Source organism: Duganella kummerowiae (genome assembly GCF_053572355.1).
The window spans coordinates 443,133-465,804 of sequence record NZ_JBKFEH010000002.1; the positions used below are offsets into that span (position 1 = coordinate 443,133).

At 67.2% G+C, this 22,672-nt stretch carries 18 protein-coding genes and 2 riboswitches; of the genes, 10 read left to right on the top strand and 8 right to left on the bottom strand.

From position 1 onward, the window contains the following. Positions 1-77 precede the first annotated feature (77 nt). Together ACLB1G_RS02735 and ACLB1G_RS02740 are read left to right on the top strand one after the other, a co-directional pair. A complete protein-coding gene (locus ACLB1G_RS02735) occupies positions 78-701 on the top strand; it encodes a glutathione S-transferase family protein (RefSeq protein ID WP_491625634.1) in 624 nt (207 codons plus the stop codon). 149 nt (positions 702-850) lie between these two features. Next, on the top strand, positions 851-1,036 hold the full coding sequence (locus tag ACLB1G_RS02740) for a hypothetical protein (protein ID WP_491625635.1): 186 nt from the start codon (positions 851-853) through the stop codon (positions 1,034-1,036). A gap of 43 nt (positions 1,037-1,079) precedes the next feature. Here the strand turns inward: ACLB1G_RS02740 and ACLB1G_RS02745 are convergent, their stop codons facing one another. After that, positions 1,080-1,637, bottom strand: a complete 558-nt coding sequence (locus ACLB1G_RS02745) for an ATP-dependent Clp protease proteolytic subunit (protein ID WP_491625636.1) — start codon at positions 1,635-1,637, stop codon at positions 1,080-1,082. A gap of 129 nt (positions 1,638-1,766) precedes the next feature. Continuing rightward, positions 1,767-1,865, top strand: a riboswitch (glycine riboswitch). A 23-nt stretch (positions 1,866-1,888) separates the two neighbouring features. Then, a riboswitch (glycine riboswitch) is annotated at positions 1,889-1,995 on the top strand. 76 nt (positions 1,996-2,071) lie between these two features. Between ACLB1G_RS02745 and gcvT the strand changes: the two genes are divergently transcribed. From gcvT to gcvP, 3 genes are all read left to right on the top strand, one after another. Further along, a complete protein-coding gene (gene gcvT, locus ACLB1G_RS02750; protein WP_491625637.1) occupies positions 2,072-3,205 on the top strand; it encodes a glycine cleavage system aminomethyltransferase GcvT in 1,134 nt (377 codons plus the stop codon). A gap of 31 nt (positions 3,206-3,236) precedes the next feature. Next, positions 3,237-3,617, top strand: a complete 381-nt coding sequence (gene gcvH / locus ACLB1G_RS02755; RefSeq protein ID WP_491625638.1) for a glycine cleavage system protein GcvH — start codon at positions 3,237-3,239, stop codon at positions 3,615-3,617. 110 nt (positions 3,618-3,727) lie between these two features. Continuing rightward, complete coding sequence (gene gcvP / locus ACLB1G_RS02760) at positions 3,728-6,607, top strand: aminomethyl-transferring glycine dehydrogenase (RefSeq protein ID WP_491625639.1); 2,880 nt, start codon at positions 3,728-3,730, stop codon at positions 6,605-6,607. Between the two features lie 111 nt (positions 6,608-6,718). On the opposite strand, the gene ACLB1G_RS02765 is transcribed toward gcvP, so the two are convergent. Further along, a complete protein-coding gene (locus ACLB1G_RS02765; RefSeq protein ID WP_491625640.1) occupies positions 6,719-9,631 on the bottom strand; it encodes a ligand-binding sensor domain-containing protein in 2,913 nt (970 codons plus the stop codon). A gap of 110 nt (positions 9,632-9,741) precedes the next feature. Further along, complete coding sequence (locus ACLB1G_RS02770; protein WP_491625641.1) at positions 9,742-11,379, bottom strand: methyl-accepting chemotaxis protein; 1,638 nt, start codon at positions 11,377-11,379, stop codon at positions 9,742-9,744. Positions 11,380-11,576: 197 nt separating this feature from the next. Between ACLB1G_RS02770 and ACLB1G_RS02775 the strand changes: the two genes are divergently transcribed. Together ACLB1G_RS02775 and ACLB1G_RS02780 are read left to right on the top strand one after the other, a co-directional pair. After that, positions 11,577-11,912, top strand: a complete 336-nt coding sequence (locus ACLB1G_RS02775) for a hypothetical protein (RefSeq protein WP_491625642.1) — start codon at positions 11,577-11,579, stop codon at positions 11,910-11,912. 65 nt (positions 11,913-11,977) lie between these two features. Next, on the top strand, positions 11,978-12,361 hold the full coding sequence (locus tag ACLB1G_RS02780; RefSeq protein WP_491625643.1) for a cupin domain-containing protein: 384 nt from the start codon (positions 11,978-11,980) through the stop codon (positions 12,359-12,361). Here ACLB1G_RS02780 and ACLB1G_RS02785 read toward each other — a convergent pair whose 3' ends face one another. Genes ACLB1G_RS02785 through ACLB1G_RS02795 form a run of 3 tightly spaced genes read right to left on the bottom strand, consistent with a single transcriptional unit; the run spans position 12,362 to position 15,144 of the window. Further along, entirely contained in the window at positions 12,362-13,813 is a 1,452-nt protein-coding gene (locus tag ACLB1G_RS02785) for a hypothetical protein (protein ID WP_491625644.1), read from the bottom strand. After that, the gene (locus ACLB1G_RS02790; protein ID WP_491625645.1) at positions 13,810-14,685 is read right to left on the bottom strand and encodes an ABC transporter ATP-binding protein; all 876 of its coding nucleotides are present in this window, start codon (positions 14,683-14,685) and stop codon (positions 13,810-13,812) included. The genes ACLB1G_RS02785 and ACLB1G_RS02790 overlap by 4 nt, the downstream gene beginning before the upstream one ends. A gap of 57 nt (positions 14,686-14,742) precedes the next feature. After that, positions 14,743-15,144, bottom strand: coding sequence for a GntR family transcriptional regulator (locus ACLB1G_RS02795; RefSeq protein ID WP_491625646.1), 402 nt, complete (start codon positions 15,142-15,144; stop codon positions 14,743-14,745). 152 nt (positions 15,145-15,296) lie between these two features. Here ACLB1G_RS02795 and ACLB1G_RS02800 point away from each other — a divergent pair, with 152 nt between their 5' ends. Beyond that, the gene (locus tag ACLB1G_RS02800; RefSeq protein ID WP_491625647.1) at positions 15,297-15,974 is read left to right on the top strand and encodes a PA4824 family protein; all 678 of its coding nucleotides are present in this window, start codon (positions 15,297-15,299) and stop codon (positions 15,972-15,974) included. Between the two features lie 124 nt (positions 15,975-16,098). On the opposite strand, the gene ACLB1G_RS02805 is transcribed toward ACLB1G_RS02800, so the two are convergent. Continuing rightward, complete coding sequence (locus ACLB1G_RS02805; protein ID WP_491625648.1) at positions 16,099-17,757, bottom strand: peptide chain release factor 3; 1,659 nt, start codon at positions 17,755-17,757, stop codon at positions 16,099-16,101. 347 nt (positions 17,758-18,104) lie between these two features. Between ACLB1G_RS02805 and ACLB1G_RS02810 the strand changes: the two genes are divergently transcribed. Then, the gene (locus ACLB1G_RS02810) at positions 18,105-19,730 is read left to right on the top strand and encodes a methyl-accepting chemotaxis protein (protein ID WP_491625649.1); all 1,626 of its coding nucleotides are present in this window, start codon (positions 18,105-18,107) and stop codon (positions 19,728-19,730) included. 457 nt (positions 19,731-20,187) lie between these two features. Further along, the gene (locus tag ACLB1G_RS02815) at positions 20,188-20,997 is read left to right on the top strand and encodes a Crp/Fnr family transcriptional regulator (protein WP_491625650.1); all 810 of its coding nucleotides are present in this window, start codon (positions 20,188-20,190) and stop codon (positions 20,995-20,997) included. A 111-nt stretch (positions 20,998-21,108) separates the two neighbouring features. Here ACLB1G_RS02815 and ACLB1G_RS02820 read toward each other — a convergent pair whose 3' ends face one another. Further along, on the bottom strand, positions 21,109-22,632 hold the full coding sequence (locus ACLB1G_RS02820; RefSeq protein WP_491625651.1) for a CHASE3 domain-containing protein: 1,524 nt from the start codon (positions 22,630-22,632) through the stop codon (positions 21,109-21,111). Between the last annotated feature and the right edge of the window lie 40 nt (positions 22,633-22,672).

Consider the following 22,672-nt stretch of genomic DNA (forward strand, 5'->3'; position numbering starts at 1 on the left):
AATTTAAATATTACGCTATTTATCACGGCGATACGTGACGCGATACTGGGGCCTTGCCAACCACACCAGAGAACGCCATGCTGACCTTACTGGGCAAGTCTTCCTCCATCAACGTACGCAAGGTGCTGTGGACCCTGGACGAAATCGGGCTCGCCTATCGTCAGGAGCAATATGGCGCCGGCTTCCAGCCCACCGACACGCCGGACTTCCTCGCCAGGAATCCCAACGGGCTGGTGCCGGTCCTGGTCGACGGCGACGCCGTACTGTGGGAATCGAACACCATCTGCCGCTACCTGGCAGGTCGCCACGGCCGCAGCGACCTGCTGCCGGCCGATCCGCTGGCGAGGGCACAGGTCGAAAAATGGATGGACTGGCAGGCCACCGAACTGAACAACTCCTGGCGCTATGCTTTCATGGCGCTGGTGCGCAACAGCCCGTCCCATACAGATGAGGCCGCCATCGAGGCCAGCGTACGCGAATGGAACCGCCAGATGACCCTGCTGGAGCGGCGCCTGCAGCACACCGGCGGCTACGTCGAGGGCGACACGCTGACCCTGGCCGACATCGTGCTGGGCCTGTCCGCCAACCGCTGGCTGCTGGCGCCCATCGCGCACGCGGCGCTGCCGGCGGTGGAGGCCTACCTGGACCGGCTGGCGCAGCGCCCGGCCTTCCTGGCCCACGGCCGCAATGGGCTGGTCTGAAGGGCCCAGCAAGGCATATTCCTACAGGCCTGCAAGTAGCATTCCGATTCCTGCTGCCGCGCGACACACCCATCATGGCATTACCGGAGCGCGCCGCCCGTCGCGGCGGTTCCGGCCGATACTTTTATTGACTTCATAAAGGAATCACCATGGCCTCGAACCAGAAATCCAGCGGCAGCAAGCAAAGTTCCAACAGCAGCAGCAAGCAGTCGGGCAACCAGGGTTCACGCAGCGGCACCCAGGGCGGCACCCACGAGCAGCACGTGGAAGCCGGCCGTCAAAGCCACAAGAACGACGGCAACAAGCAATCCGGTTCGGGCAGCCGTTCGCGCTAAGGGCGCCGCGTAAGATATGACAGCCCGGCCTGCCGGGCTGTTTTCATATGTTGGTGACGCGGTGTCCGGCCGGCGGCACGAAATCGCGGATCTCGTTGATCATGCCGACGCCGAGCGCCTCCTTGCCGGTCAGGTGCAGGTCGGAGTAGGCGTGGGTGCGCCAGTGGTCGTCGGTCAGCTGGACGTGCCTGCGCAGGATTTGCTCGGTGCGGGCGTCGTCCGCCTGCAAGCCCTCGACGATGATGCGCAGCGCGTCCGGACGGGCGCCATGCGGTGCGCTGGCGTGCGATTTATGCACCATGAACCGGGCGGTCTCGCTGGCGTAGCGTTTGGTTCCGGCCAGGAACAGGATCACGGCAATCGACGCCACCGCGCCCGCGTTGTAGGTGATGATGTTGATCGGCAGCTTGCTCAGGTAGTTGTAGAGGCAGATCCCGTCGCTGACGTAGCCGCCGTTGGACTGGATCAGGATGTGGGCCGTGGTGATGCGGTCCTCGGTCATGTCGGCCACGGCGTCGAACACGCGATGCACCATATCGCTGTTGACGTCGCCGGACAGGGTAAACCAGGCTTGGCCCTCCAAACTATGTTCTTCGCTCATGGCAGGCTCCAATAAAGATGAATTTATTCTAGCAAATAGTTGTTGTCCAGGGCCGCCGCCCCGCTTTCATTCGTGCGCACCGGGGTGCGGGGCAAGATTGACACTCCTGCCCTTCTGGCATATAGTCCCGAGTCTTGATCGGGAGAGGGTAGCCGGTAGGTATTACCAGCGCTGCCGCCGAAGGGGCATTACCCATAAACTCTCAGGCAAAAGGACCGGTCAAGGAACCTGCATCCGCCCCGTGCGGATTTGGGCTCAACTCTGGAGAGCGGCCGCGGCGCACGCCGGCGGCCCACCGAAGGGGCGCGCGGGAACATCTTCCCGCTATCTCTCAGGTACCAAGGACAGAGGGGTCTGCGATCAATGTTGTGGAGCGGCCGGCTAGGCGCTTCCTTGCTTGTTCTGTTAACCCTACTCTCCCGGACCGAGGATCTATGTCGCTCAAAGCCACCCCACTCAACACCGTCCACCGCGCCGCCGGCGCCCGCATGGTCGATTTCGGCGGCTGGGACATGCCGGTCAACTACGGTTCCCAGATCGAGGAACACCACGCGGTGCGCACCGACGTCGGCATGTTCGACGTGGCCCACATGTGCGTGGTCGACATCAAGGGCGCCAACGTGCGCGCCTTCCTGCGCGGCCTGCTGGCCAACAATGTCGACAAGCTGCAAGTGTCGGGCAAGGCCCTGTACTCCTGCATGCTGAATCCGGAAGGCCGGGTGATCGACGACCTGATCGTGTATTTCATCGACGAGAGCTGGTTCCGCCTGGTGGTCAATGCCGGCACCGCCGAGAAGGACGTGGCCTGGATGCAGGCGCAAAATGAGGCCGCCGGCAGCGGCCTGTCCATCACCCAGCGCCGCGATGGTGACGCGGCGGGCAATGAAGCGTTGGCGCTGATCGCCGTGCAGGGACCGAACGCGCGCGCCAAGGTGTGGCAAGTGATCCCGGAATCGCAGGCCGCCACTGCCGACATGAAACCGTTCAACGTCGCCTTCGTGCACAGCGCCGCCTTTGGCCAGGCCATGGTGGCGCGCACCGGCTACACCGGCGAGGACGGCTTCGAGATCGGCGTGTCCGCCAGCCAGGCGCCGGCCTTGTGGAACGCCCTGGCCGCCGCCGGCGTCAAGCCGGCCGGCCTGGGCGCACGCGACACCCTGCGCCTGGAAGCCGGCATGAACCTGTACGGCCAGGACATGGATGAAACCGTGAACCCGTTGGACGCCGGCCTGGCCTGGACCATAGACCTGGTCTCCGAGCGCGACTTCATCGGCAAGGCCGCCCTGCTTTCGGAAGGCCAGCGCTCGCAGTTCGTGGGCCTGATCCTGCGCGAAAAGGGCGGCGTGCTGCGCGCCCACCAGAAAGTCATCGTACCAGGACAGGACGCCACCGGCGAAATCACTTCCGGCACCTTCTCCCCCACCATGCAGCAGGCCATCGCCCTGGCCCGCGTGCCGCTGGGCGTGCAAGTGGGCGATACTGTGCAGGTCGAGATCCGCGACAAGAAGCTGGCCGCCTCCGTGGTCAAGCTGCCGTTCGTGCGCAACGGCAAAATCCTGGCTGTCTAACATAACAAACCATCCCAACCTGGAGCCCCACATGAATATACCTGCAGACCTGAAGTACACCGAATCCCACGAATGGGTGCGCCTGGAGTCCGACGGCACCGTCACCGTCGGCATCACCGAGTTCGCGCAGGATGCGCTGGGCGATATCGTGTTCGTCGAGCTGCCGAAAGTGGGCGCCTCCTACGGCGCCGGCGACGACGCCGCCGTGGTCGAATCGGTCAAGGCCGCCAGCGATATCTACGCTCCCATCGCCGGCGAAGTGATCGCCGTGAACGACGACGTGGCCGGCGCCCCCGAGTCCATCAACAGCGACGCCTACGCCGCCTGGTTGTTCAAGATCAAGCCGGCCGACGTGTCGGCCCTGGACGGCTTGCTGGACGCCGCCGCCTACGGCAAGGCCACCGACGCCTGATCGTCGTACCAGCCATTGGCTGGCACGACCGCCGGCCCGTGGCCGGCACCACGCTCCCGCTGCGCGCGGGAGCGGCGCAGCACTTTATTCCTCATTTGCCCTCGCCCATCATGACCCGCACCAGCCTGACCCAACTCGAAGCCCGCGACGCCTTCATCGCCCGCCACATCGGCCCGGACGCCGCAGAACAGCAAGCCATGCTAGCCACCCTCGGCTACGCCAGCCGCGCCTCCCTGATCGACGCCATCGTGCCGCCCTCCATCCGCAACAAGAGCGCGCTGCCGCTGGGCCAGTTCAGCGCGCCCCTGCCGGAGCAGGATGCGCTGGGCAAGCTGAAAGCCATCGCCTCGAAAAACAAGGTGCTCAAGTCGCTGATCGGCCAGGGCTACTACAACACCCACACCCCGGGCGTGGTGCTGCGCAATATCTTTGAAAACCCGGCCTGGTACACGGCCTACACCCCCTACCAGCCCGAGATTTCGCAAGGCCGCCTGGAAGCCATCCTGAACTTCCAGCAGACCATCACCGACCTGACCGGCATGGGCATCGCCAACGCCTCCATGCTGGACGAAGGCACCGCGGCCGCCGAGGCCATGACCCTGCTGCAGCGCGTGGGCAAATCCAAGTCCACCGTGTTCTACGTGGCTGACGACGTGCTGCCGCAGACCCTGGAAGTGGTGCAGACCCGCGCCAGGCCGCTGGGCATCGAGGTGCGCAGCTTCGCCCCGGCCGCCATCGGCGACCTGGGCGAATGCTTCGGCGTGCTGCTGCAATACCCGGGCGTGAACGGCGACGTGCGCGACTACCGCGCCGCCGCCGAGGCCCTGCACGCCAAGGGCGCCATGCTGGTGGTGGCAGCCGACCTGCTGGCCCTGACCCTGCTGGCCGCGCCGGGCGAATGGGGCGCCGACGTGGTGGTCGGCAACAGCCAGCGCTTTGGCGTGCCGCTCGGTTTCGGCGGCCCGCACGCCGGCTACCTGGCCACCCGCGACGAATACAAGCGCTCCATGCCGGGCCGCCTGGTCGGCGTGACGGTGGACGCCCAGGGCAACCAGGCTTACCGCCTGGCCCTGCAGACCCGCGAACAGCACATCCGCCGCGAGAAAGCCACCTCCAACATCTGCACTGCGCAAGTGCTGCTGGCCGTGATCGCCTCCATGTACGCGGTCTACCACGGCCCGCAAGGCCTGCGCCAGATCGCCCAGCGCGTGCACCGCTACACCGGCATCCTGGCGGCCAACCTGAAGAGTCTGGGCTACAGCGTCAACGATACCTATTTCGATACCCTGACCGTGGCCACCGACGATGCGGAAAAACTGCACGCGGCCGCCGCCGCCCAGGGCATCAACCTGCGCCGCATCGACGGCCAGCGCGTCGGCGTGTCGCTGGACGAAACCACCACCCGCGACGACATCGCCGCCCTGTGGACCGTGTTTGGCGGTAGCGGTGCTGCGACTGATTTCGACGCCGTGGAAGCCCAGGTGCAGGACGCCTACCCGGCCGCCCTGGCCCGCACCAGTGCCTACCTGACCCACCCGGTATTCAACCGCTACCACTCGGAAACCGAGATGCTGCGCTACCTGCGCAGCCTGGCCGACAAGGACCTGGCGCTGGACCGCACCATGATCCCGCTGGGCTCCTGCACCATGAAGCTGAACGCCACCAGCGAGATGGTCCCGGTGACCTGGCCCGAGTTCTCCAGCATCCACCCGTTCGCCCCCGCCGACCAGACCGTGGGCTACCGCGAAATGATAGGCCAGCTGGAAGACATGCTGTGCGCCGTGACCGGCTACGCCGCCGTCTCGCTGCAGCCCAACGCCGGCTCGCAGGGCGAATACGCCGGCCTGCTGGTGATACAGGCCTACCACCAGTCGCGCGGCGAAGGCCACCGCAACATTTGCCTGATCCCGTCCTCGGCGCACGGCACCAACCCGGCGTCCGCCAACATGGTCGGCATGCAGGTGGTGGTGACCGCCTGCGACGCCAACGGCAACGTCGACCTGGCCGACCTGAAGGCCAAGGCCGAGCTGCACTCGAAAAACCTGGCCTGCGTGATGGTGACCTACCCGTCCACCCACGGCGTGTTCGAGGAAGGCATACAGGAACTGTGCGAGATCGTCCACAGCCACGGCGGCCAGGTCTACATCGACGGCGCCAACATGAATGCGCTGGTCGGCGTGGCCGCGCCGGGCGCCTTCGGCGGCGACGTCTCGCACCTGAACCTGCACAAGACCTTCTGCATCCCGCACGGCGGCGGCGGCCCCGGCGTGGGCCCGATCGGCGTCGGCGCCCACCTGGCCAAATTCCTGCCCAACCAGCGCAGCAACGGCTATGTGCGCGACGACTCTGGCATCGGCTCGGTCAGCGCCGCGCCGTACGGCTCGGCCAGCATCCTGCCGATCTCCTGGATGTACATCGCCATGATGGGCGCCGAGGGCCTGACCGCCGCCACCGAAACGGCCATCCTGAACGCCAACTACGTGGCGCGCCGCCTGGCGCCGCACTTCCCGGTGCTGTACACGGGCCACGACGGCCTGGTGGCGCACGAGTGCATCATCGACCTGCGCCCGCTGCAGGACGCCACCGGCATCAGCAACGAGGACGTGGCCAAGCGCCTGATGGACTTCGGCTTCCACGCCCCCACCATGAGCTTCCCGGTGCCGGGCACGCTGATGATAGAGCCGACCGAGAGCGAATCCAAGGCCGAGCTGGACCGCTTCATCGACGCCATGATCGCCATCCGCGGCGAAATCGCCAAGGTGGAAAGCGGCGAGTTCGACAAGCTGGACAACCCGCTCAAGTTCGCCCCGCACACGGCGGCCGTGCTGACCGCCGACGTGTGGGAGCGCAAGTACAGCCGTTCCGAGGCGGCCTACCCGGTGCCCTCGCTGCGCAAGCAGAAGTACTGGCCGCCGGTCGGCCGTGCCGACAACGTGTACGGCGACCGTAACCTGTTCTGCGGCTGCGCGCCGATCAGCGACTACGAATAAGCCTGTGCCGCACGGTGCGGCGCAACAGGGGCGCATCTGCCTTGCGGCGGGTGCGCCCTTTTTTCATGCCAGCGTCCCACAGGCCGGCATTTGGCTGCGGCCGGGCGCCGCTCAGCAGGCCGCGCTGTATTCGATGCGGTTGCGGCCATTTTCCTTGGCGCGGTACAGCGCGGCGTCGGCTGCCGCCAGCAGCGATTCCGGCGTGCAGCCCGGGGATGGCCCGGCGGCCACGCCCAGGCTGCAGCTGATGGCCAGCTGGGTGCCATCATCCAGCGTCACCGGCTCGGCGCAAATGTCACGGTGCAGCTGGTCGATGCGCGCCGCGCCGGTGGTGCAGTCCAGTCCGGGCAACAGCAGGATGAATTCCTCGCCGCCGTAGCGGCCGACGGCGTCGCCGCCGCGCAGCCGCCCCATCAGGCGCCGCACGAACTCGCGCAGCACGGCGTCGCCGGCCAGGTGGCCCTTGGTGTCGTTGACGCGCTTGAAGTGGTCCAGGTCCAGCAGCACCAGCAGGAAGCTGCCGCCACGCTCGCTGGCGGCAATCTGCTGGGCGGCCAGTTCCATGATCGCGATCCGGTTCCAGGCCTGGGTCAGTCCATCCTTGAGGGAACGCAGGCGATGCTCCTCGCGCGACGCCTCCAGTTCGGCCGTTCGCTCCCGCACCAGGGCTTCCATGCGCAACTTCTGGTGCATGACAGTGCGCAGGCGCCAGCGGTGCGCGGCCAGCGCCAGGCACAGCGCCAGAAGGGCGCAGGCGGTATAGAACCAGTTGGTCCGCCACCATGGCGGCCGCACCTCCAGCGCCAGCTCCAGCATCCTGGTCGAGGTGCGTAGCGCCAGGTTGTCCGCCACCGCCTGCAGCAGGTAGCGGCCCGCCGGCAGCGCCGGATAGTGCAGGACGCCGTTCTCGCTGGCGGTCCATCCGGTTTCCAGTCCCTGCAGCCGGTAGCGGTAGCGCAGCGCCTCGTGGTTGCGGAAGCTGGTTACCGCGAGGCTGGCGGACAGCGCCCCGCCGTTCCAAGGCACGGCCGAGACCGCCTCGGGATCCATTGGCTGCTCGCCGTAGCGCAAGGCGTCCAGCCTGAGCGCCATGGCCGGCGCCGCAAACAGGCCGGCAGGCCGGCGCAGGTGCGAAGCGCCGCCGCTGGTGCCTATCCAGATCGAGCCATCGCCGTCTTCGTACAGGGCGTACTGGTTGGTGTCGTTCCATACCAGACCGCTCTGCTGGTTGAGCAGGCGCCAGTCGCTGCCATTCCAGACCACCACGCCCTGGTCGGTGCCGAACCATAGCCAGTGGCGCCGGTCCGCATGCATGGACTGCAGCGACAATCCGGCCAGCGGCGTGCCGGCCAGCGGCAAGGGCTCCAGCGCCAACTGGGCCGCGCCGCTGTCGGCCCGGGCCCGCCATACACCGCCGTCATGGGTACTGCCCAGCCACAGCGTGTCGCCATCGCAGCTCAGCAGGTTGGGTTCGGTGCGGGCCAGCGGCAGGCGTGGCCGTGACCAGCGGCCGCCGGCATGGCGCAGCAGGCCGGCAGGTCCGGCAAACCAGAGGGTGCCGTCGCGGCTCTGGCAGGCTCCGGTCACTTCGGGCCGCTCCGCGCCCGCCACCGCCTGCAGCCCCGTAACCAGCCGCGGTTGCTGCGCCACGCCAGGCTCCCGCACCACATACAGCCCGGTATTGGTGCAGATCCACAGCTGGCCAGACGTATCGAGCAGCAGGCGGTAAATCAGGGGCAGGCTGGCGACCTTCAGGCTGCGGCCGGTGGCGTGGTCGCGCCGTATCAGCGCGCCGGTGAAGGTGCCGCTCCAGAGGTGGCCGGCGCCATCCTGGACCATGGCCGAGCGCTGGTGCCGGGCTCCATCATGGTCCGCGCCATCGGCGGTGAAGGCGGCGCCCCCGCTGCGCAGGGTGGCCAGTCCCTCGCTGGTGCCCAGCAGCAGGCTGCCTTCCCGCGTACGGTAGAAAGACCAGACATCGTCGCTGGGCAGGCCCTGGTTCACGGTCCAGTTTTCCCACTCCCCGTAACCCTGCCAGTGCAGCAGGCCGCGCCCGGAGACCGCCAGCCACAATTCGCCCTCGCGGTCCAGCAGCATGGCGCTAACGCTGCCGTCGGCCTTCAAGCCCTCCCTGGCGCCAAGCTGGCGCCAGGCCCAGGCGCCGCCCTGCAGCAGGCCATAGTCGCTGGTGGCCAGCAGTGCGCCATCGCGGTCCTGCAGCATGGGATAGTATTGGCGCAATATTCCCTGGTCGACGCCGGGCGGACGATGCGCCTTCACCTCGCCATCGGGGCCGACGGACAGCAAATGGCGCTGGCTGCGCAGCCAGACCTGGCCATCGCCGCCCGGCAGGATGCCGCCCCAGCGGCCCTCGGGCACCCCTTGCGCCGGACCGTAGACCCGTGCCTGGCCACCATTTCGATATCGGCACACCCGGGATTGACAGCCCATCCACAGCTCATCATCGGCGCCGCTGGCGATGCTCTGGATATCGGCAAGCGGCGCCTGCGCCTGGCGCTGCGCCGCGCTGAACAGATAGCGGCTGGACCACCCCGCGCCCTGGACCGGCTCGACCACCAGCAGCGCGCGCTCACTGACGGCCAGCACGCCGTCGCGGCCATACGCCGCGATGCGCTGGCCGGCCCAGAGCGACATCGGCTTGCCGTCCGGGCCCGGGACTGCCAGGCAGCGTCCGCGCTCCATGTAGCACAGTCCGTCCCGGGTTCCGACCCAGATGCGACCGGCACGGTCGGCCTGCATGGCGGTGACGAAGGGCCGCGGCAAGCCCTCCGCCCCGCCGTAGCGTGCGAAACGGGCGCCATCAAAGCGGAACAGGCCGTTCTCCGTGCCTATCCACAGGTAGCCGTCCGCGTCCTGGGCGAGCGCGGTAACCGCCTGGTTGGCCAGGCCATCGGCCTGGGTGTACTGCCGCAAGGGGATTTGCTGTGCGCAGGCCAGCCCCAGCCACAAGCCGCCGGCGGCGGCCCAGAACGGGCGGACAAAGACTGGCCTGAGCAATCCCATGGTTTCATCTGGGCAACGTCAATCTCCCGAGTATAGCGCAGCCGGACTACGCTGCCCCGACCGGGCGATGTAGACTCATGCCTCGGTGTTGCCAATTTGATGCAAGCGGTTCACTTGCGCACGTGGGCCAGGTGCAGCCTGGGGCCACCGTCCTTGGACGGCGCCTGCAACGCCGGGGTGTTGGCAGCGTCGATCGCTTGGCCCAGCTTGAAGGCCGACACCGCCTGCGACAGGCTGAGCGCCTGCTGCTGCAGGCCGCTGGCGGCGTCGGCCGCCTGCTCGACCAGCGCCATGTTCTGCTGCGTCACCTGGTCCATGTCGACGATGGCCTGCTGCATCCCCTGCAGCCCCTGCGCCTGCTGCGCGCTGGCGCTGCCCATCTGCCCCACCAGCTCGCCCACCTGGCGCACCGAGGCGGCCATCTGCGCCATGCTGCTGCCGGCCTCCCGCACCGAGCGGCTGCCGCCGTCGATCTCGGCCACCGAGGCCGCCATCAAGGCCTTGATCTCCTGCGCCGCCATGGCCGAGCGCTGCGCCAGCTGGCGCACCTCGCCCGCCACCACGGCAAAGCCGCGGCCCTGCTCGCCGGCGCGCGCCGCCTCCACCGCGGCATTGAGCGCCAACAAATTGGTCTGGAAGGCGATGGCGTCGATCACGCCCACCACGTCGCCCACCTTGCGCGAGCTGCCCCGTATGCTGTCCATGGTGACCGTCAGCTGCTCGACCACGCTGCCGCCGCGCGCCGCGAAGCCGCTGGCGCAGCGCGCCAGCTCGTCGGCCAGCCGGGCCTGGTCCGCCGCCTGGGCCACCGTCTCGCTCAGCTCGCGCATGGAACTGCTGGCTTGTTCCAGCGCGCTGGCCTGGGCCCCGACTTGGCTGCCCAGATGAGCGTTGTCCTCGACCAGCTCGCGCGACGCCTCATTGAGCGAGGCCGCCGACGCGAAGATATGCTTCAAGGTGCCGTTCAGGTTGCGGATGCTCTCGTCCAGCGCGCGCGAAGTCGCGGCGATTTCATCGCTGCCGTAGTCGCGCGCCTGCACCGTCAGGTTGCCGCTGGCCAGGCCCAGCGCGGCCGCGCCTATGCCATCGAGTTCACGCAGCAGCGAACGCCGCACCACCATGGTTACCAGTAGCGACAGGCAGATCGACAATACCACCACCAACGGCAGCACCCGCGAGCACAGCTGGAACTCCGACTCGGCCTCGGCATAGGCGCGTTCACTCAGGCTGCGCTCCAGTTCCGCCAGCTCGGCCAGGCGGCGCGCCACCACGTCGAAGGCGCGCTCGGCCTTGGACATGGCGTTGGCCGCGATCGACTGGTCCAGCATGCTGATTTCCACCGCATCGGCCACCGCCCTGGTGTACTCGGCATAGGCGGCCTGCGACTGCGCCACATAGCGCCGCTCGGCGGGACTGGCCTGCACCAGCAGCTCCAGCTGGACGAACATGCGGTCCAACGCGGCCTGGCGCGCATGGAGGTCGGCCACCAGGCCATCGATGCGCGCCGGCGAGAAGCTGCCGCTGATCCAGGTCAGCAACTGGTACACCTCGGAGTGGGAGCGGTGGGCGGCCGCCGCCAGTTCTCCAGCCTCGCGCACCCGCGCCGTGCGCTGCTGGACGATCACGTCCAGCGACTGGTTCTGGCGCACCAGCGCCAGATAGGCGCCGCCGGACAAGGTCGCCAGCAACAGCAGCGCCAGCGCCGGCGCCAGCAGCAGCTTGGGCCCGATCTTCAGTTTGCTCAGCATGCCCCACCCCACGGTTGCGCGGCGCAGCGGGTAGCAAGACGACGCATGGCACTCCTTTCGACTATGATGGGCGCTGTCAGCAACAGGCATCAGATTGTTCCTACACGCAATCTTTCCACAGCGCATTTCGTAATCTACGCTCCGCAGCCGGGGCCGGCCTTGCGCTTGCTCAAGCACCAGAAAGGAATCGGAAACGCATGAAAAACAGCACCAAGGCGGCCCTGATGAACGCCCTGCTCTGCCCCGGACTGGGGCATCTGGCCATAGGCCATGCGCGCCGCGGACTCGTGTTCCTGGTGCCGCTGCTGCTGGCGGTGGCGTATCTGCTGCGCGCCGTCATTACGCTGGCCGATGCGCTGCTGGCCGAGATCCAGGCTGGCTTCCTGGCGCTCGATCCCTTCCAGCTGATCGAACGCATCCATGCCTCCGGCATCGACAATCCGCAGACCAATGGCGCCGCCCTGGTCATCATCGTGTGCTGGGTGGGCAGCGTGGCCGACGCGTTATGGCTGGGGCGGCGCGCGCCCCATTAGGGTAGGCAGGCGTACAATCGGATCGCTTTGCCTGATCCGATAACAAACCTTATAAAGGATACGCCATGAAAGTACGCAGCCTGCCCCTGCTCCTCCTGATGTGCGCCGCGATGGCGCAAGCGCAGCAAAGCGGCATCCGCCGCACCGTGATCGAAAAAGGCGACGTCGCCGCCACCGGCCGCCAGGCCGTGGTGGCCCGGGTCGAACTGGACGAAGGCGCCAGCGCCGGGCGCCACAGCCATCCCGGCGACGAAATCGGCTATGTGCTGGAGGGCGAGGCAGAACTGCTGATCCATGGCGAAGACCCGCGCCGGTTGAAACCGGGCCAGGCCTACATCATCCCGGCCGGCACCATCCACGACGCCCGCAACGTCGGCAAGGGCACGGCGCGGCTGGTGGGCGTGTTCGTGGTCGAGAAGGACAAGCCGCTGGCCATTCCGGCCAGGTAGTCACTGCGCCAGGCGGCCGGCCGGGAAGGCTGGCGGAGCGGCGCACATGCGCCGCCAGCGCATGGCCATGCGCGCCAGGCCGCATGCGGCCAGGGCCATGCCCGCAAGCGCGAGATGCAGCGGGTGATCCAGCCACTGCCCAAACGCCACCGGCGCCGCCAGCGTCACCAGCACCGCCGGCGCGGGTCCGTAGCCCGCCTGGCGCGCGGGCGCAGGGGCTGCGGCATAGTCACGCAATATCCCGGCGCCGACGAGTACGCCCACGGTGGCTGCGACCACGGTGCTGACCGCGGGATGCAGTCCCCGACCCAGCGCCAGGTCCGCCGCCAGCATGCTGGCCAGACCCACTGCCCACACCAGCACCAGCTGGCGCAGCAATGCGTGGCCCAGTTGGCGGTTCCAGCCCTGCGCAGCCGGTGCTACCGGCGCCAGCCGCAGCAGCGCCTGCTCCGCGCGTTTTTCGTGCATGGCAAGGCGGACTGCAGCGACATGCATGGGCACCGGCAACAGCCACATCACCAGGATCACCGGACTCCATATCATGGGGGCGCCCGGGCCGCGTGTGGACTGGTACCAGCCAAGTGCGGCCCCCGCCGTCGCCAGCACCACGCTACTGAGCACGGCGCCCGACCAATGTGCCCGTGGACCCAGCGCATACAGCAGCATGCGTCCCGCCGTCCCGGACGCGGATGCGCCCGCAGCTGTGCGGGTCAGCGCGCAATCGCGCCGCAGCAGCGCCAGGTAGCCGCGATCCCACAGTGTGGACAGCGAACGCGCACCGTCGCGCGCCGGCAGCTCACCCTTGGCGGCGGCCGTCGCAGCCTGCCCGATGCGCCGCCAGGTGGACCAATGCCGTTCGCCGCCGTGCGGGAAGATGGCCCGCAGCAGATACGCTCCGGTGGCGGCCAGCGCCAGCAGCCCGGCCGCGCTGGCGACAGGCTCGCCCAGCGCCGCGATGGCGTCGGCCATGGCGTCATACGGCTGATGGACGCCCAGCATGGTGCTGATGGACAGCAGGGCCGGAACCAGTGCCAGCCAGCGCAGCCAGGCCATGCCGGCCAACAGCAGCAAGGCGCCGCCGAAGCCCACGAAAGCGTAGCCGAAATGTCCAAAGCCCAGCCAGCACACAGCCGCCAGCAACAGCGTGCAGCCCAGCCACAGCAGCGCGGTCAGCTTCATCAAACGGGCCCGCAGATGCGGCACCAGCACGGCGTTGGCCGGCAGGTTCTGGCGCTGCGCATTGCTTACATACCGTTGCCACCACAGCGAGATGGCGGCCCCCGTGACCAGTATGCAAACCATGGACAGCGGCCGCCTGGCGCTGCCATGCACCAGCGACTGCAGCACCAGCAGCAGTACCAGCAAGCACCACAAGAACAGCCCCAGCCAGGGTTTGCCCTGCAGCGCGCGCTCGCGCATCGGCTGCTGCAGCAACTGCCAATAGGCCTTCACTTGGTCACCTCCACGAACAAGTCTTCCAGTGTGAGCGGATCGACCCGCAAGGCCGGGCCGCTGCGCAGGTGCGCGCTCTCGCGCGGGTCGAGCCGGGCGATGATGCTGGCGCCGCCCAGGCCATCGCGCTCGCGCCGGATCTCGCCCGCGAAACTGAGTCCGGCCAGCGCCTGCGCCGTGCCGGAGATGCGCCGCACGTTCTCCAGCAGATCGTCCAGCGGCGCCTGCAGGCCGATGCGGCCATCCTTGAGGAAGGCCACGTCCACGGCCACCCGTTCCAGGTCGGACAGGATATGGGTCGAGAACACCACCGTGGTGCCTTGCGCCACTACGCCGTCCACCAGCTCGCGCAGGAACTCGCGGCGCGCCAGCGGGTCCAGGCTGGCCACCGGCTCGTCCAGGACCAGCAGCTCCGGCTCATGGGCCAGCGCGCGGATGATGGACAGACGCTGCTGCTCGCCGCCCGACAGTTTGCCGATGGGTTTGGTGCGCAGCGCAGGGCCGAAGCCCCAGCATTCCAGCAGGCCGGCCACCTTGGCGTCGTTCCAGCGCGGGTACATGGCCTTGAAATAATCCAGCATCTGCAGCGGTGTCAGCCACTCGAACAGCTCCGACTTCTGCGGCACGTAGCCGATGCGGGCGCGCGCCTGCTCGCTCAGGTTGCCAGCCGGTTCGCCAAACAGGTGTACCGCGCCGTGGTCGCTTTCGCGCAGGCCCAGCATGCATTCGAGCAGCGTGGACTTGCCGGCGCCATTACGGCCCAGCAGGCCGACCACCTGGCCGGGCGCCAGTCTCCAGTGCACGCCATCGAGCACGTGCTGCTGGCCGTATGACTTCTGCAAGGCGGAGACTTCTACTATGGGGCTGATCATGGGGATTCCTTCAGTTCTCATCAATGGTTCGGGTTGAGCCGGTGGAGGCAGGCGGCGTCAATGGGACTGCTCGAGTATCTTGCGGAACAGCGCGATCACCGCTTCCGGGTCGAGTTCCAGCTGGCGCGCTTCCTGGGCCGCGCGCTCCAGCGTGGGGCGCAGCAGGCTTTCACGCTCGGTGACGGCGCCGGCCGCAGCGGACTGGCGCCGCGCCACCAGCATGCCGACCCCGCGCGCGCGCTCCAGCACTCCCTCCATCTCCAGCAGGCCATAGGCCTTGGACACTGTCATGGGGTTGACGGCCAGCGCTTGCGCCACCTCGCGCACGGACGGCATGGAATCGCCCGCCGCCAGCACGCCGGCCGCGCACAGGCGCCGCACCTGGTCGATCAGCTGGCGGTAGATCGGCTCCGGCGAACCGGTCACGATGGAGAGCAAATGGGCGGAATGGCTGGTCATGGACTGCATTAGTGTATTAAGTAAATAATACAGTAATACAATTGCTGTACCAAATCAAGCACAACAGCACTCGACTTCAATTTATTTCAATTGACGCAGTGCAGCATGGCCATTACCATCCGGCATCTTTCCGCATCACAGAAGGAGGCGCGATGAACCGCCGCCACACTTACCTTGCCGCAGCCTGCCTGCTGGGAGCGCCCGGCGCCCATGCCGGCCGCCCCATGACGATAGAGGACGCCGCCATCACACCGGCCGGCTTGTGCCAGGTCGAGGCTTATGGCCAGCACGACCGGGAGCATAACGAAACCTGGATCACGCCGGCCTGTACCCTGGCCGGCTGGCTGGAACTGGCCGTGGGCATGGCGCACCAGGACGGCCGCCAGCGCTATACCCGGCTGCAGGGCAAGACCGTGTTCAGGGAAGTGCAGCCCGATGGCTGGGGCATAGGCCTGGTGCTGGCCGACCAGTACCGGCCGGGCGAAGGGATGCATGGGGAATGGTCGGCCAATGTGCCGCTGACCTTCTCGCTGCGCGGCGACGCGCTGCTGCTGCACCTGAATGCAGGCTGGCTGCGCGGCGCGCAGGCGCGCCGCCACGACGCCACCTGGGGCCTGGGCGCGGAATTCAAACTGACGGAAAAAGCTGCCGTGACGGCCGAGACCTACGGCCAGCAGCGGGCGGGGTCGCGCTACCAGTTCGGCGCCAGCTACGCGCTGGCGCCGGACCGCTGGCAGGTCGACGCCACCTGGGGCAACCGCATGGCGCGCGGCGCCAGCGAGCATGTGGTGACGCTGGGGCTGGTGTACCAGAGCGCGCCCGGACGCTGATGCGGGCCCCGGGCGCGGCGCCTGGGGCGGCAATCAAGCCGATAGCCGCGAAAGCGGCAATCCATGCGCCGCGTGGATGCCGGAACAGTACGGATTGCCGCGTGCGCGGCAATGACGTCCCGGGCTACACCAGCTTGGCCGAGTGCTCGCGGGTGGCGTGGAACTGCAGCTTGGGCCAGCGCTCCTGGGTCAGGCGCAGGTTGACGCCGGAGGTGGCGAGGTAGGCCAGGTTCCCGGCCGCATCGTAGGCCACGTTGTGGCCCAGCGCCGCCTCGAAGTCGGCCAGCGCCTTCTTGTCGTCGCTGGAGACCCAGCGCGCGCTGCTGATGCTGGTGCCTTCAAACACGGCGTCCACGCCGTACTCGTTCATCAGGCGGCTGGCCACCACCTCGAACTGCAGCACGCCGACCGCACCCAGTACCAGCTCGCCGCCCTGCACCGGCTTGAACACCTGCACCGCGCCCTCCTCGCCCAGCTGCTGCAAGCCCTTGTGCAGCTGCTTGATCTTGAGCGGGTTACGGATGCGCACCGAGCGGAAGAAGTCCGGCGCGAAGTACGGGATGCCGGTAAAGGTCAGCAGCTCACCTTCGGAGAAGCTGTCGCCGATCTGCATGTTGCCGTGGTTGGGCAGGCCGATGATATCGCCGGCATAGGCTTCCTCCACCTGCTCGCGCGAGGACGCCATGAAGGTCACCACCGACGACACTTTCACCTCGCGCCCCAGGCGCAGGTGCTTGACCTTCATGCCGCGCTCGAAGCGTCCCGAGCACACGCGCAGGAAGGCGATGCGGTCGCGGTGGGCCGGGTCCATATTGGCCTGGATCTTGAACACGAAGCCGGAGAACGGCTGCTCGGCCGGTTCCACCACGCGCACCGTGGCGTCGCGCCCGCGCGGGGCCGGAGCCCAGTCGACCAGCGCCGACAGGATCTCGCGCACGCCGAAGTTGTTGATGGCGGAGCCGAAGAACACCGGGGTCTGCACGCCGGACAGGAATTGCTCCAGGTTGAAGGGATGCGAGGCGCCATTGACCAGCTCCACCTCCATGCGCAGCTGGTCCATCTCCAGCGGGAACATCTCCTGCAGGCGCGGATTGTCTATGCCCTTGATGATCTCGAAGGCGCCGTCGGCGCGCTCCTCGCCGGCCTTGAACAGCATGATCTCGTCGTTCAGCAGGTGATACACGCCGCGGAAATTCTTGCCCATGCCGATGGGCCAGGTTACCGGCGCGCACTGTATCTTGAGCACGGATTCCAGCTCGTCCAGCAGCTCCAGCGGATCGCGGGTTTCGCGGTCCAGCTTGTTCATGAAGGTGACGATGGGCGTGTTACGCATGCGGCACACGTCCAGCAGCTTGATGGTCTGCGCCTCCACGCCCTTGGCCGCGTCGATCACCATCAGCGCCGAGTCCACCGCCGTCAGCACGCGGTAGGTGTCTTCCGAGAAGTCCTGGTGGCCGGGGGTGTCGAGAAGGTTGATGACGTGGTCACGGAATTCGAACTGCATCACCGAGGACGCCACCGAAATGCCGCGCTGCTTCTCGATCTCCATCCAGTCCGAGGTGGCGTGGCGGCCGCTCTTGCGGGCCTTGACCGTGCCGGCCATCTGGATCGCGCCCGAGAACAGCAGGAGCTTCTCGGTCAGCGTGGTTTTACCTGCGTCGGGGTGGGAAATGATGCCGAAGGTGCGGCGGCGCTGCACTTCGCGCGCGATCAGGGCCGGCGGGGTCTTGCTGCCGGCGCTGTCGGAGGTGTCGGGTGTTGTATTTTCAGTATCGTTGACCATGATCGCGACCACTCTACATGGTCCCGCAAAAAACCCACGATTTTACCGGCAGATGGACTTACCGTGTGAATTGTTTGGCACTCTTGAACTCGCCAATACGCCGTTGAACAGTATCAACGCGCCGCCAGCGGCGTGCCGGCTATGGCGCTTTCCCCACAGCGATAACGTTTTTTATTGACCCATGGAAATAAAATGGCGATACTGTCACTGCTGTATTCCTCCATTCGATGCGCTCGCACACCCCGCCCCGTGTTGCAGCAAGTAGCAAATAAACGGATGCCCAGACTGCATCCCTGCCGCCTTGTCTGTCCATAAAGGGAAAAACCGTGAAAACTTTGACCGTCCGTATGCAACTTGCACTGGCTTTCGGTGCGCTGGTATTGACCATCATTTGCATTGCGCTGCTATCGATACGCGATCTGGCGCAGGAAAGCGAGCGCTTCGAGAACTATGTGAATGGAGTGAATGCGCGCGCCGCCGCCACCCACATGCTGCGCGAGGCGGTGGACCAACGCGCCATCTCGGCGCGCAATCTGGTGCTGGTCACCACACCGGGCGACCTGGAACTGGAGCGCAAGACCGTCCTGGCGGCCCAGGATGCGGCCGTCAGGCACCTGGCGCGCCTGAAGGAACTGGCGCAACAGCCGGATGTGTCGGCGCGCGGCCGGGAATTGGTCGACGCCATCGACAAGGTGGAGCAGCAATATGCCAAGGTGGCGCTGGCGATCGTCGACCTGGCCCTGCGCGGCGAAAAGGAACAAGCCATCCGGCGCATGAACGAGGACTGCCGCCCGCTGCTGCGCCAGTTGATCGCCGCCACTGACGCCTATTCCGAACACGCGGCGCAACGCTCCGCAGTCCTGGTCGGCGAAGCGCATGCCGCCTACCTGACGGCGCGCCATGTGCTGGCCGGGGCCAGCGTGTTCGCGATCGGCTTGTCGGTGCTGGCCGGCATGTGGATCACGCGCACCCTGTGGCGCTCGCTGGGCGCCGAGCCGCGCGACCTGGCCGAGGCCGTGGGCCGGGTGGCCGACAATGACCTGACAGTCCGGCTGCAGGTGCACCCCAAGGACGAGCGCAGTGTGCTGGCCGCCGTGCAGCGCATGCAAGTCTCGCTGACCGGCGTGGTGCTGGCGGTACGCAACGACGCCCGACAGGTGGAAACGGCGGCGTCGGAAATCTCGATTGGCAACAACGAGCTGTCCGAGCGCACCGAGCGCCAGGCCGGCGCGCTGCAGGAAACCGCGTCCTCGATGGATGAGCTGACCAGCACCGTGCGCCAGAATGCCGACAACGCGCGCCAGGCCAGCGAACTGGCGGCCGCCGCCTCCAGCGTGGCCGGCAAGGGCGGCGCCGTGGTGGGCGAGGTGGTGGCCACCATGGACAGCATCAGCGAGGCGTCGCGCAGGATCGTGGACATCATCAGCGTAATCGACGGTATCGCCTTCCAGACCAACATCCTGGCCCTGAACGCGGCGGTGGAAGCGGCCCGCGCCGGCGAACAGGGACGCGGCTTCGCGGTGGTGGCGTCCGAGGTGCGCACCCTGGCCCAGCGCAGCGCCACGGCGGCCAAGGAAATCAAGGAATTGATCGACAATTCGGTGCAGCGGGTCGAAGCAGGCGCGCGCCTGGCCGGCGACGCCGGCGCCACCATGCGCGACGTGGTGGACAGCGTGCAGCGCGTCAGCGACATCGTGACCGCCATTTCCGCCGCCAGCCAGCAGCAGTATGGCGGCATCGAACACGTCAACCAGTCGGTCAGCGCCATGGACGACGTGACCCAGCAGAACGCCTCGCTGGTGGAGGAGGCGGCGGCCGCCGCCGAATCGCTGCGCGAACAAGCCGCCCACCTGGTGCAAGCGGTCGGCATCTTCCGTGTGGCAGCCGATGGCGGCGCCAGCATGGAACATCGCGCCGCGCCAGGCCGGCAGCACGGCGGCGGCGCCCTGCCCCGCCTGGGCTTGTCGGCCTGAGGCCGCCAACGCGGCGCTCCGGGCCGTGCCCGCACGCCGCGCCCTTGCCTCCGCGCGCAGCGGCGCCATTTTTGCTTGCACCGCGGCGCCGGCACGGTCCGAGCCCGACAACGGCTACCACAAGCCGGCCCCTGTCCGGCTCACTGTAGGACTGACACGCCCACCGGCCGCCGCACGCCCCCCGCCCCCCTGCCCGTACACCGCCAGCTTTCCTTGCATACCCGCCAGCGATAAGTGCAGGTTATTGATTTAATTGGACAATAGGGCACTCCGTCTTCAGGGTCGGAATCGGGCGTGGGAGCCATATTACCCCTCAATGCAAGCACACACAGGTTATGTAGGACCAGGACTACAGAGCTGCATGGCGCAGGACTACAAAGGGGCGCTATCTGATCTTATATTCGCAACAGGCCATGGGCAATACAGTGTCGTTACCATGAAATGCAGTGAGGATCAAATGAACAACGCCCAATTGAACGCCCCCCTCAAACAGCCAGCCACCCGTGGCGCGGCGGCCGGGAGGCGCGATTTCAAAGCGGCGTCCAAACCCGTCGCCAGCCCCACCAACGCCCAGCAGAACGAGCTGCTGGCAGCCCTGCCGCGCGACGTAATGGCCAGCCTGTTCGAACACCTGGAACTGGCGGAACTGCCGTTCGGCAAGGAATTGTTCGAATTCGGCGGCAAGCTCGATTATGTGTACTTCCCCACCACCGCCATCGTCTCCCTGCTGTACGTGATGGAAGACGGCGCCACCACGGAGATCGCGGTGGTCGGCCATGAAGGCGTGGCCGGTGTGTCCCTGTTCGAAGGCGAGCGCGCCATGTGCAGCGCCGTGGTGCAGGGCGCCGGCTACGGCTACCGCATGAAGACCGAGCACCTGCGCGAGGCCTTTGCCAGGGGCGGCATGCTGCCCGCCCTGCTGATGCGCTACAACACGGCGCTGTTTGCCCAGATGGCCCAGAATGCCGTCGGTGGCCGCCACAGCTCGATCGAGCAAAAGCTGTGCCGCTGGCTGCTGGACCGCCTGGACCGCTCGCCCAGCAACGAACTCAAGGTGACCCAGGAAATGATCTCCATCATGCTGGGCGTGCGCCGCGAAAGCATCACGGCGGCCGCCGGCAAGCTGCAGGAGGAAGGCTTGATCACCTACCGGCGCGGCAACATCACGGTACTGGACCGCGCCGCGCTGGAAGCGTATGCGGGCGAATGCTACAAGGTCGCCAAGGATGAGTACGACCGCCTGCTGGAGGATGTGGCGGCCTGCTGATGGCGCCGCCGCCGACCGGGCCGCTGCGGCGGCCTGGCCGGGCATGCCTGGGCTTCCTGCCCCACTCCTGCCGGCATCCACCCTGCTCCCTGCCCGCTCCCTGCTTGTTCCCTAGGCGCTGCGTTGTTGGCGCCCATCTCCTGAACGTCTCTCCCCGGCTGCGGCCGCTGCCAGCGCCTGCGCGCGGGCCTCGTTGGCCTGCGCCAACTGGCCCTCGGCCGACCGCGGCCGTGGATCGCCCAGGGTTTCCCTGCTGCGCAAGGGGATGTGGACCTCGATGCAGGTGCCGGCGTCATTGCGGCCGCGCCGTATGTTCAGCGTCCCGCCCAGCAGCAGCGCCCGTTCGCGCATGCCCAGCAAGCCGTGCGACATGGGCTTGACCAGGGTATTGGCGGCGATCCCTATGCCGTCGTCGATGATGCGCAGCACCAGGCCTTCGCCCTGGCGCGCCAGCGTCACCGACACCCGGCTGGCCTTGGCGTACTTGCGGATATTGGTCAGCGATTCCTGCACGATGCGGAACAGCGCAATGGCCAGGTCGGCGGACTGGCGCGCATCGCCTTCGATGTCGGCCGCCACCTCGCAGTCGCAGCGCACCTCGGCCAGGCGGCTGAAGTCGGCGCAATAGCTTTCGATGGCGGCGCACAAGCCGAGGTGGTCCAGCATGCTGGGGCGCAGGTTTTCGACGATGCGGCGCTTCATCTCCACCGTTTCCACCAGGGTGGCGCGGGCACGGCGCAACTGCCCGGCCAGTTCAGGATCGCTGTCCTGCACCCGCTGCAGCACGGCGCCCAGGTCCATCCCTATCGAGGTCAGGTTGGCGCCCATCTCGTCGTGCAGCTCGCGCGACAAGCGCACCTTTTCCTGCTCGCTGATGGTGATCAGATGGCGCGACAGCACCGACAGCTGCTCGGTACGCTGCTGCACGGTCGATTCCAGCGTCTCGTTGGCCTCCTGCAGGGCGGCCTCGGCCGCCGCGCGGGTCTGGAAACTGCGCCGCACCAGCTGGTAGAACATGACCAGCACCACGATGGCGACCGCGTTGATGATGGTTCCCAGCAGGATGGCCTTGCGGTACTCGTGGTAGAAGTCGGCGCTGCGCGCCGCCAGGGTTTCGTTCTGTTCCTGCTCCATGATCACCACCAGCAGGCGGATTTCGTCCATGGCCGAGCGGCCGTCACTGAGCTTGGCGATCTTGACGATCTCGTCCAGGCCGCCCTCGCGGTACACATCCAGCCCCTGGTTCATGATGGCCAGCTTGCGCCGTACCAGGGTGTGCAGCTGGGCCAGGTTTTTCAGCTGGGACGGACTATCGGCCAGCAGCTTTTCCAGTTCGCGGAATTCGCTTTCCGTTTCCGTCACGGCGGTGCGCATGGGGCCGAGGTAGGATTCGCGGCCGGAGATGAAATAGCCGCGCATGCCGCTTTCCGCATCCAGCACCAGGACGTTCAGGTATTGCAGGCGGTCGGCCACGCGCGCTGACTGGGCCAGCATCTGGTTGGCCCCGCGCAGTGAGCGCAGGTTCATGAACAGGCTGATGCCGTTGACGATCAGGATCAGCGCGCAGGTCACGCACAGGACGGTCTTGTAGAGCGGCAGGCGGTGCTGGGGCCCGGTGTTGAGTGTGAAATGCATCCCGGTCTTTCATCGCTAAGAGCGGCCGGCATGATGCCGG

What these genes read in the sequence shown, in the direction of transcription:
- ACLB1G_RS02735 (WP_491625634.1), top strand. Translation starts at nt 78, where the DNA reads ATGCTGACCTTACTGGGCAAGTCTTCCTCCATCAACGTACGCAAGGTG.
- ACLB1G_RS02740 (WP_491625635.1), top strand. Translation starts at nt 851, where the DNA reads ATGGCCTCGAACCAGAAATCCAGCGGCAGCAAGCAAAGTTCCAACAGC.
- ACLB1G_RS02745 (WP_491625636.1), bottom strand. Translation starts at nt 1,637, where the DNA reads ATGAGCGAAGAACATAGTTTGGAGGGCCAAGCCTGGTTTACCCTGTCC.
- gcvT (WP_491625637.1), top strand. Translation starts at nt 2,072, where the DNA reads ATGTCGCTCAAAGCCACCCCACTCAACACCGTCCACCGCGCCGCCGGC.
- gcvH (WP_491625638.1), top strand. Translation starts at nt 3,237, where the DNA reads ATGAATATACCTGCAGACCTGAAGTACACCGAATCCCACGAATGGGTG.
- gcvP (WP_491625639.1), top strand. Translation starts at nt 3,728, where the DNA reads ATGACCCGCACCAGCCTGACCCAACTCGAAGCCCGCGACGCCTTCATC.
- ACLB1G_RS02765 (WP_491625640.1), bottom strand. Translation starts at nt 9,631, where the DNA reads ATGGGATTGCTCAGGCCAGTCTTTGTCCGCCCGTTCTGGGCCGCCGCC.
- ACLB1G_RS02770 (WP_491625641.1), bottom strand. Translation starts at nt 11,379, where the DNA reads ATGCTGAGCAAACTGAAGATCGGGCCCAAGCTGCTGCTGGCGCCGGCG.
- ACLB1G_RS02775 (WP_491625642.1), top strand. Translation starts at nt 11,577, where the DNA reads ATGAAAAACAGCACCAAGGCGGCCCTGATGAACGCCCTGCTCTGCCCC.
- ACLB1G_RS02780 (WP_491625643.1), top strand. Translation starts at nt 11,978, where the DNA reads ATGAAAGTACGCAGCCTGCCCCTGCTCCTCCTGATGTGCGCCGCGATG.
- ACLB1G_RS02790 (WP_491625645.1), bottom strand. Translation starts at nt 14,685, where the DNA reads ATGATCAGCCCCATAGTAGAAGTCTCCGCCTTGCAGAAGTCATACGGC.
- ACLB1G_RS02795 (WP_491625646.1), bottom strand. Translation starts at nt 15,144, where the DNA reads ATGACCAGCCATTCCGCCCATTTGCTCTCCATCGTGACCGGTTCGCCG.
- ACLB1G_RS02800 (WP_491625647.1), top strand. Translation starts at nt 15,297, where the DNA reads ATGAACCGCCGCCACACTTACCTTGCCGCAGCCTGCCTGCTGGGAGCG.
- ACLB1G_RS02805 (WP_491625648.1), bottom strand. Translation starts at nt 17,757, where the DNA reads ATGGTCAACGATACTGAAAATACAACACCCGACACCTCCGACAGCGCC.
- ACLB1G_RS02810 (WP_491625649.1), top strand. Translation starts at nt 18,105, where the DNA reads ATGCAACTTGCACTGGCTTTCGGTGCGCTGGTATTGACCATCATTTGC.
- ACLB1G_RS02815 (WP_491625650.1), top strand. Translation starts at nt 20,188, where the DNA reads ATGAACAACGCCCAATTGAACGCCCCCCTCAAACAGCCAGCCACCCGT.
- ACLB1G_RS02820 (WP_491625651.1), bottom strand. Translation starts at nt 22,632, where the DNA reads ATGCATTTCACACTCAACACCGGGCCCCAGCACCGCCTGCCGCTCTAC.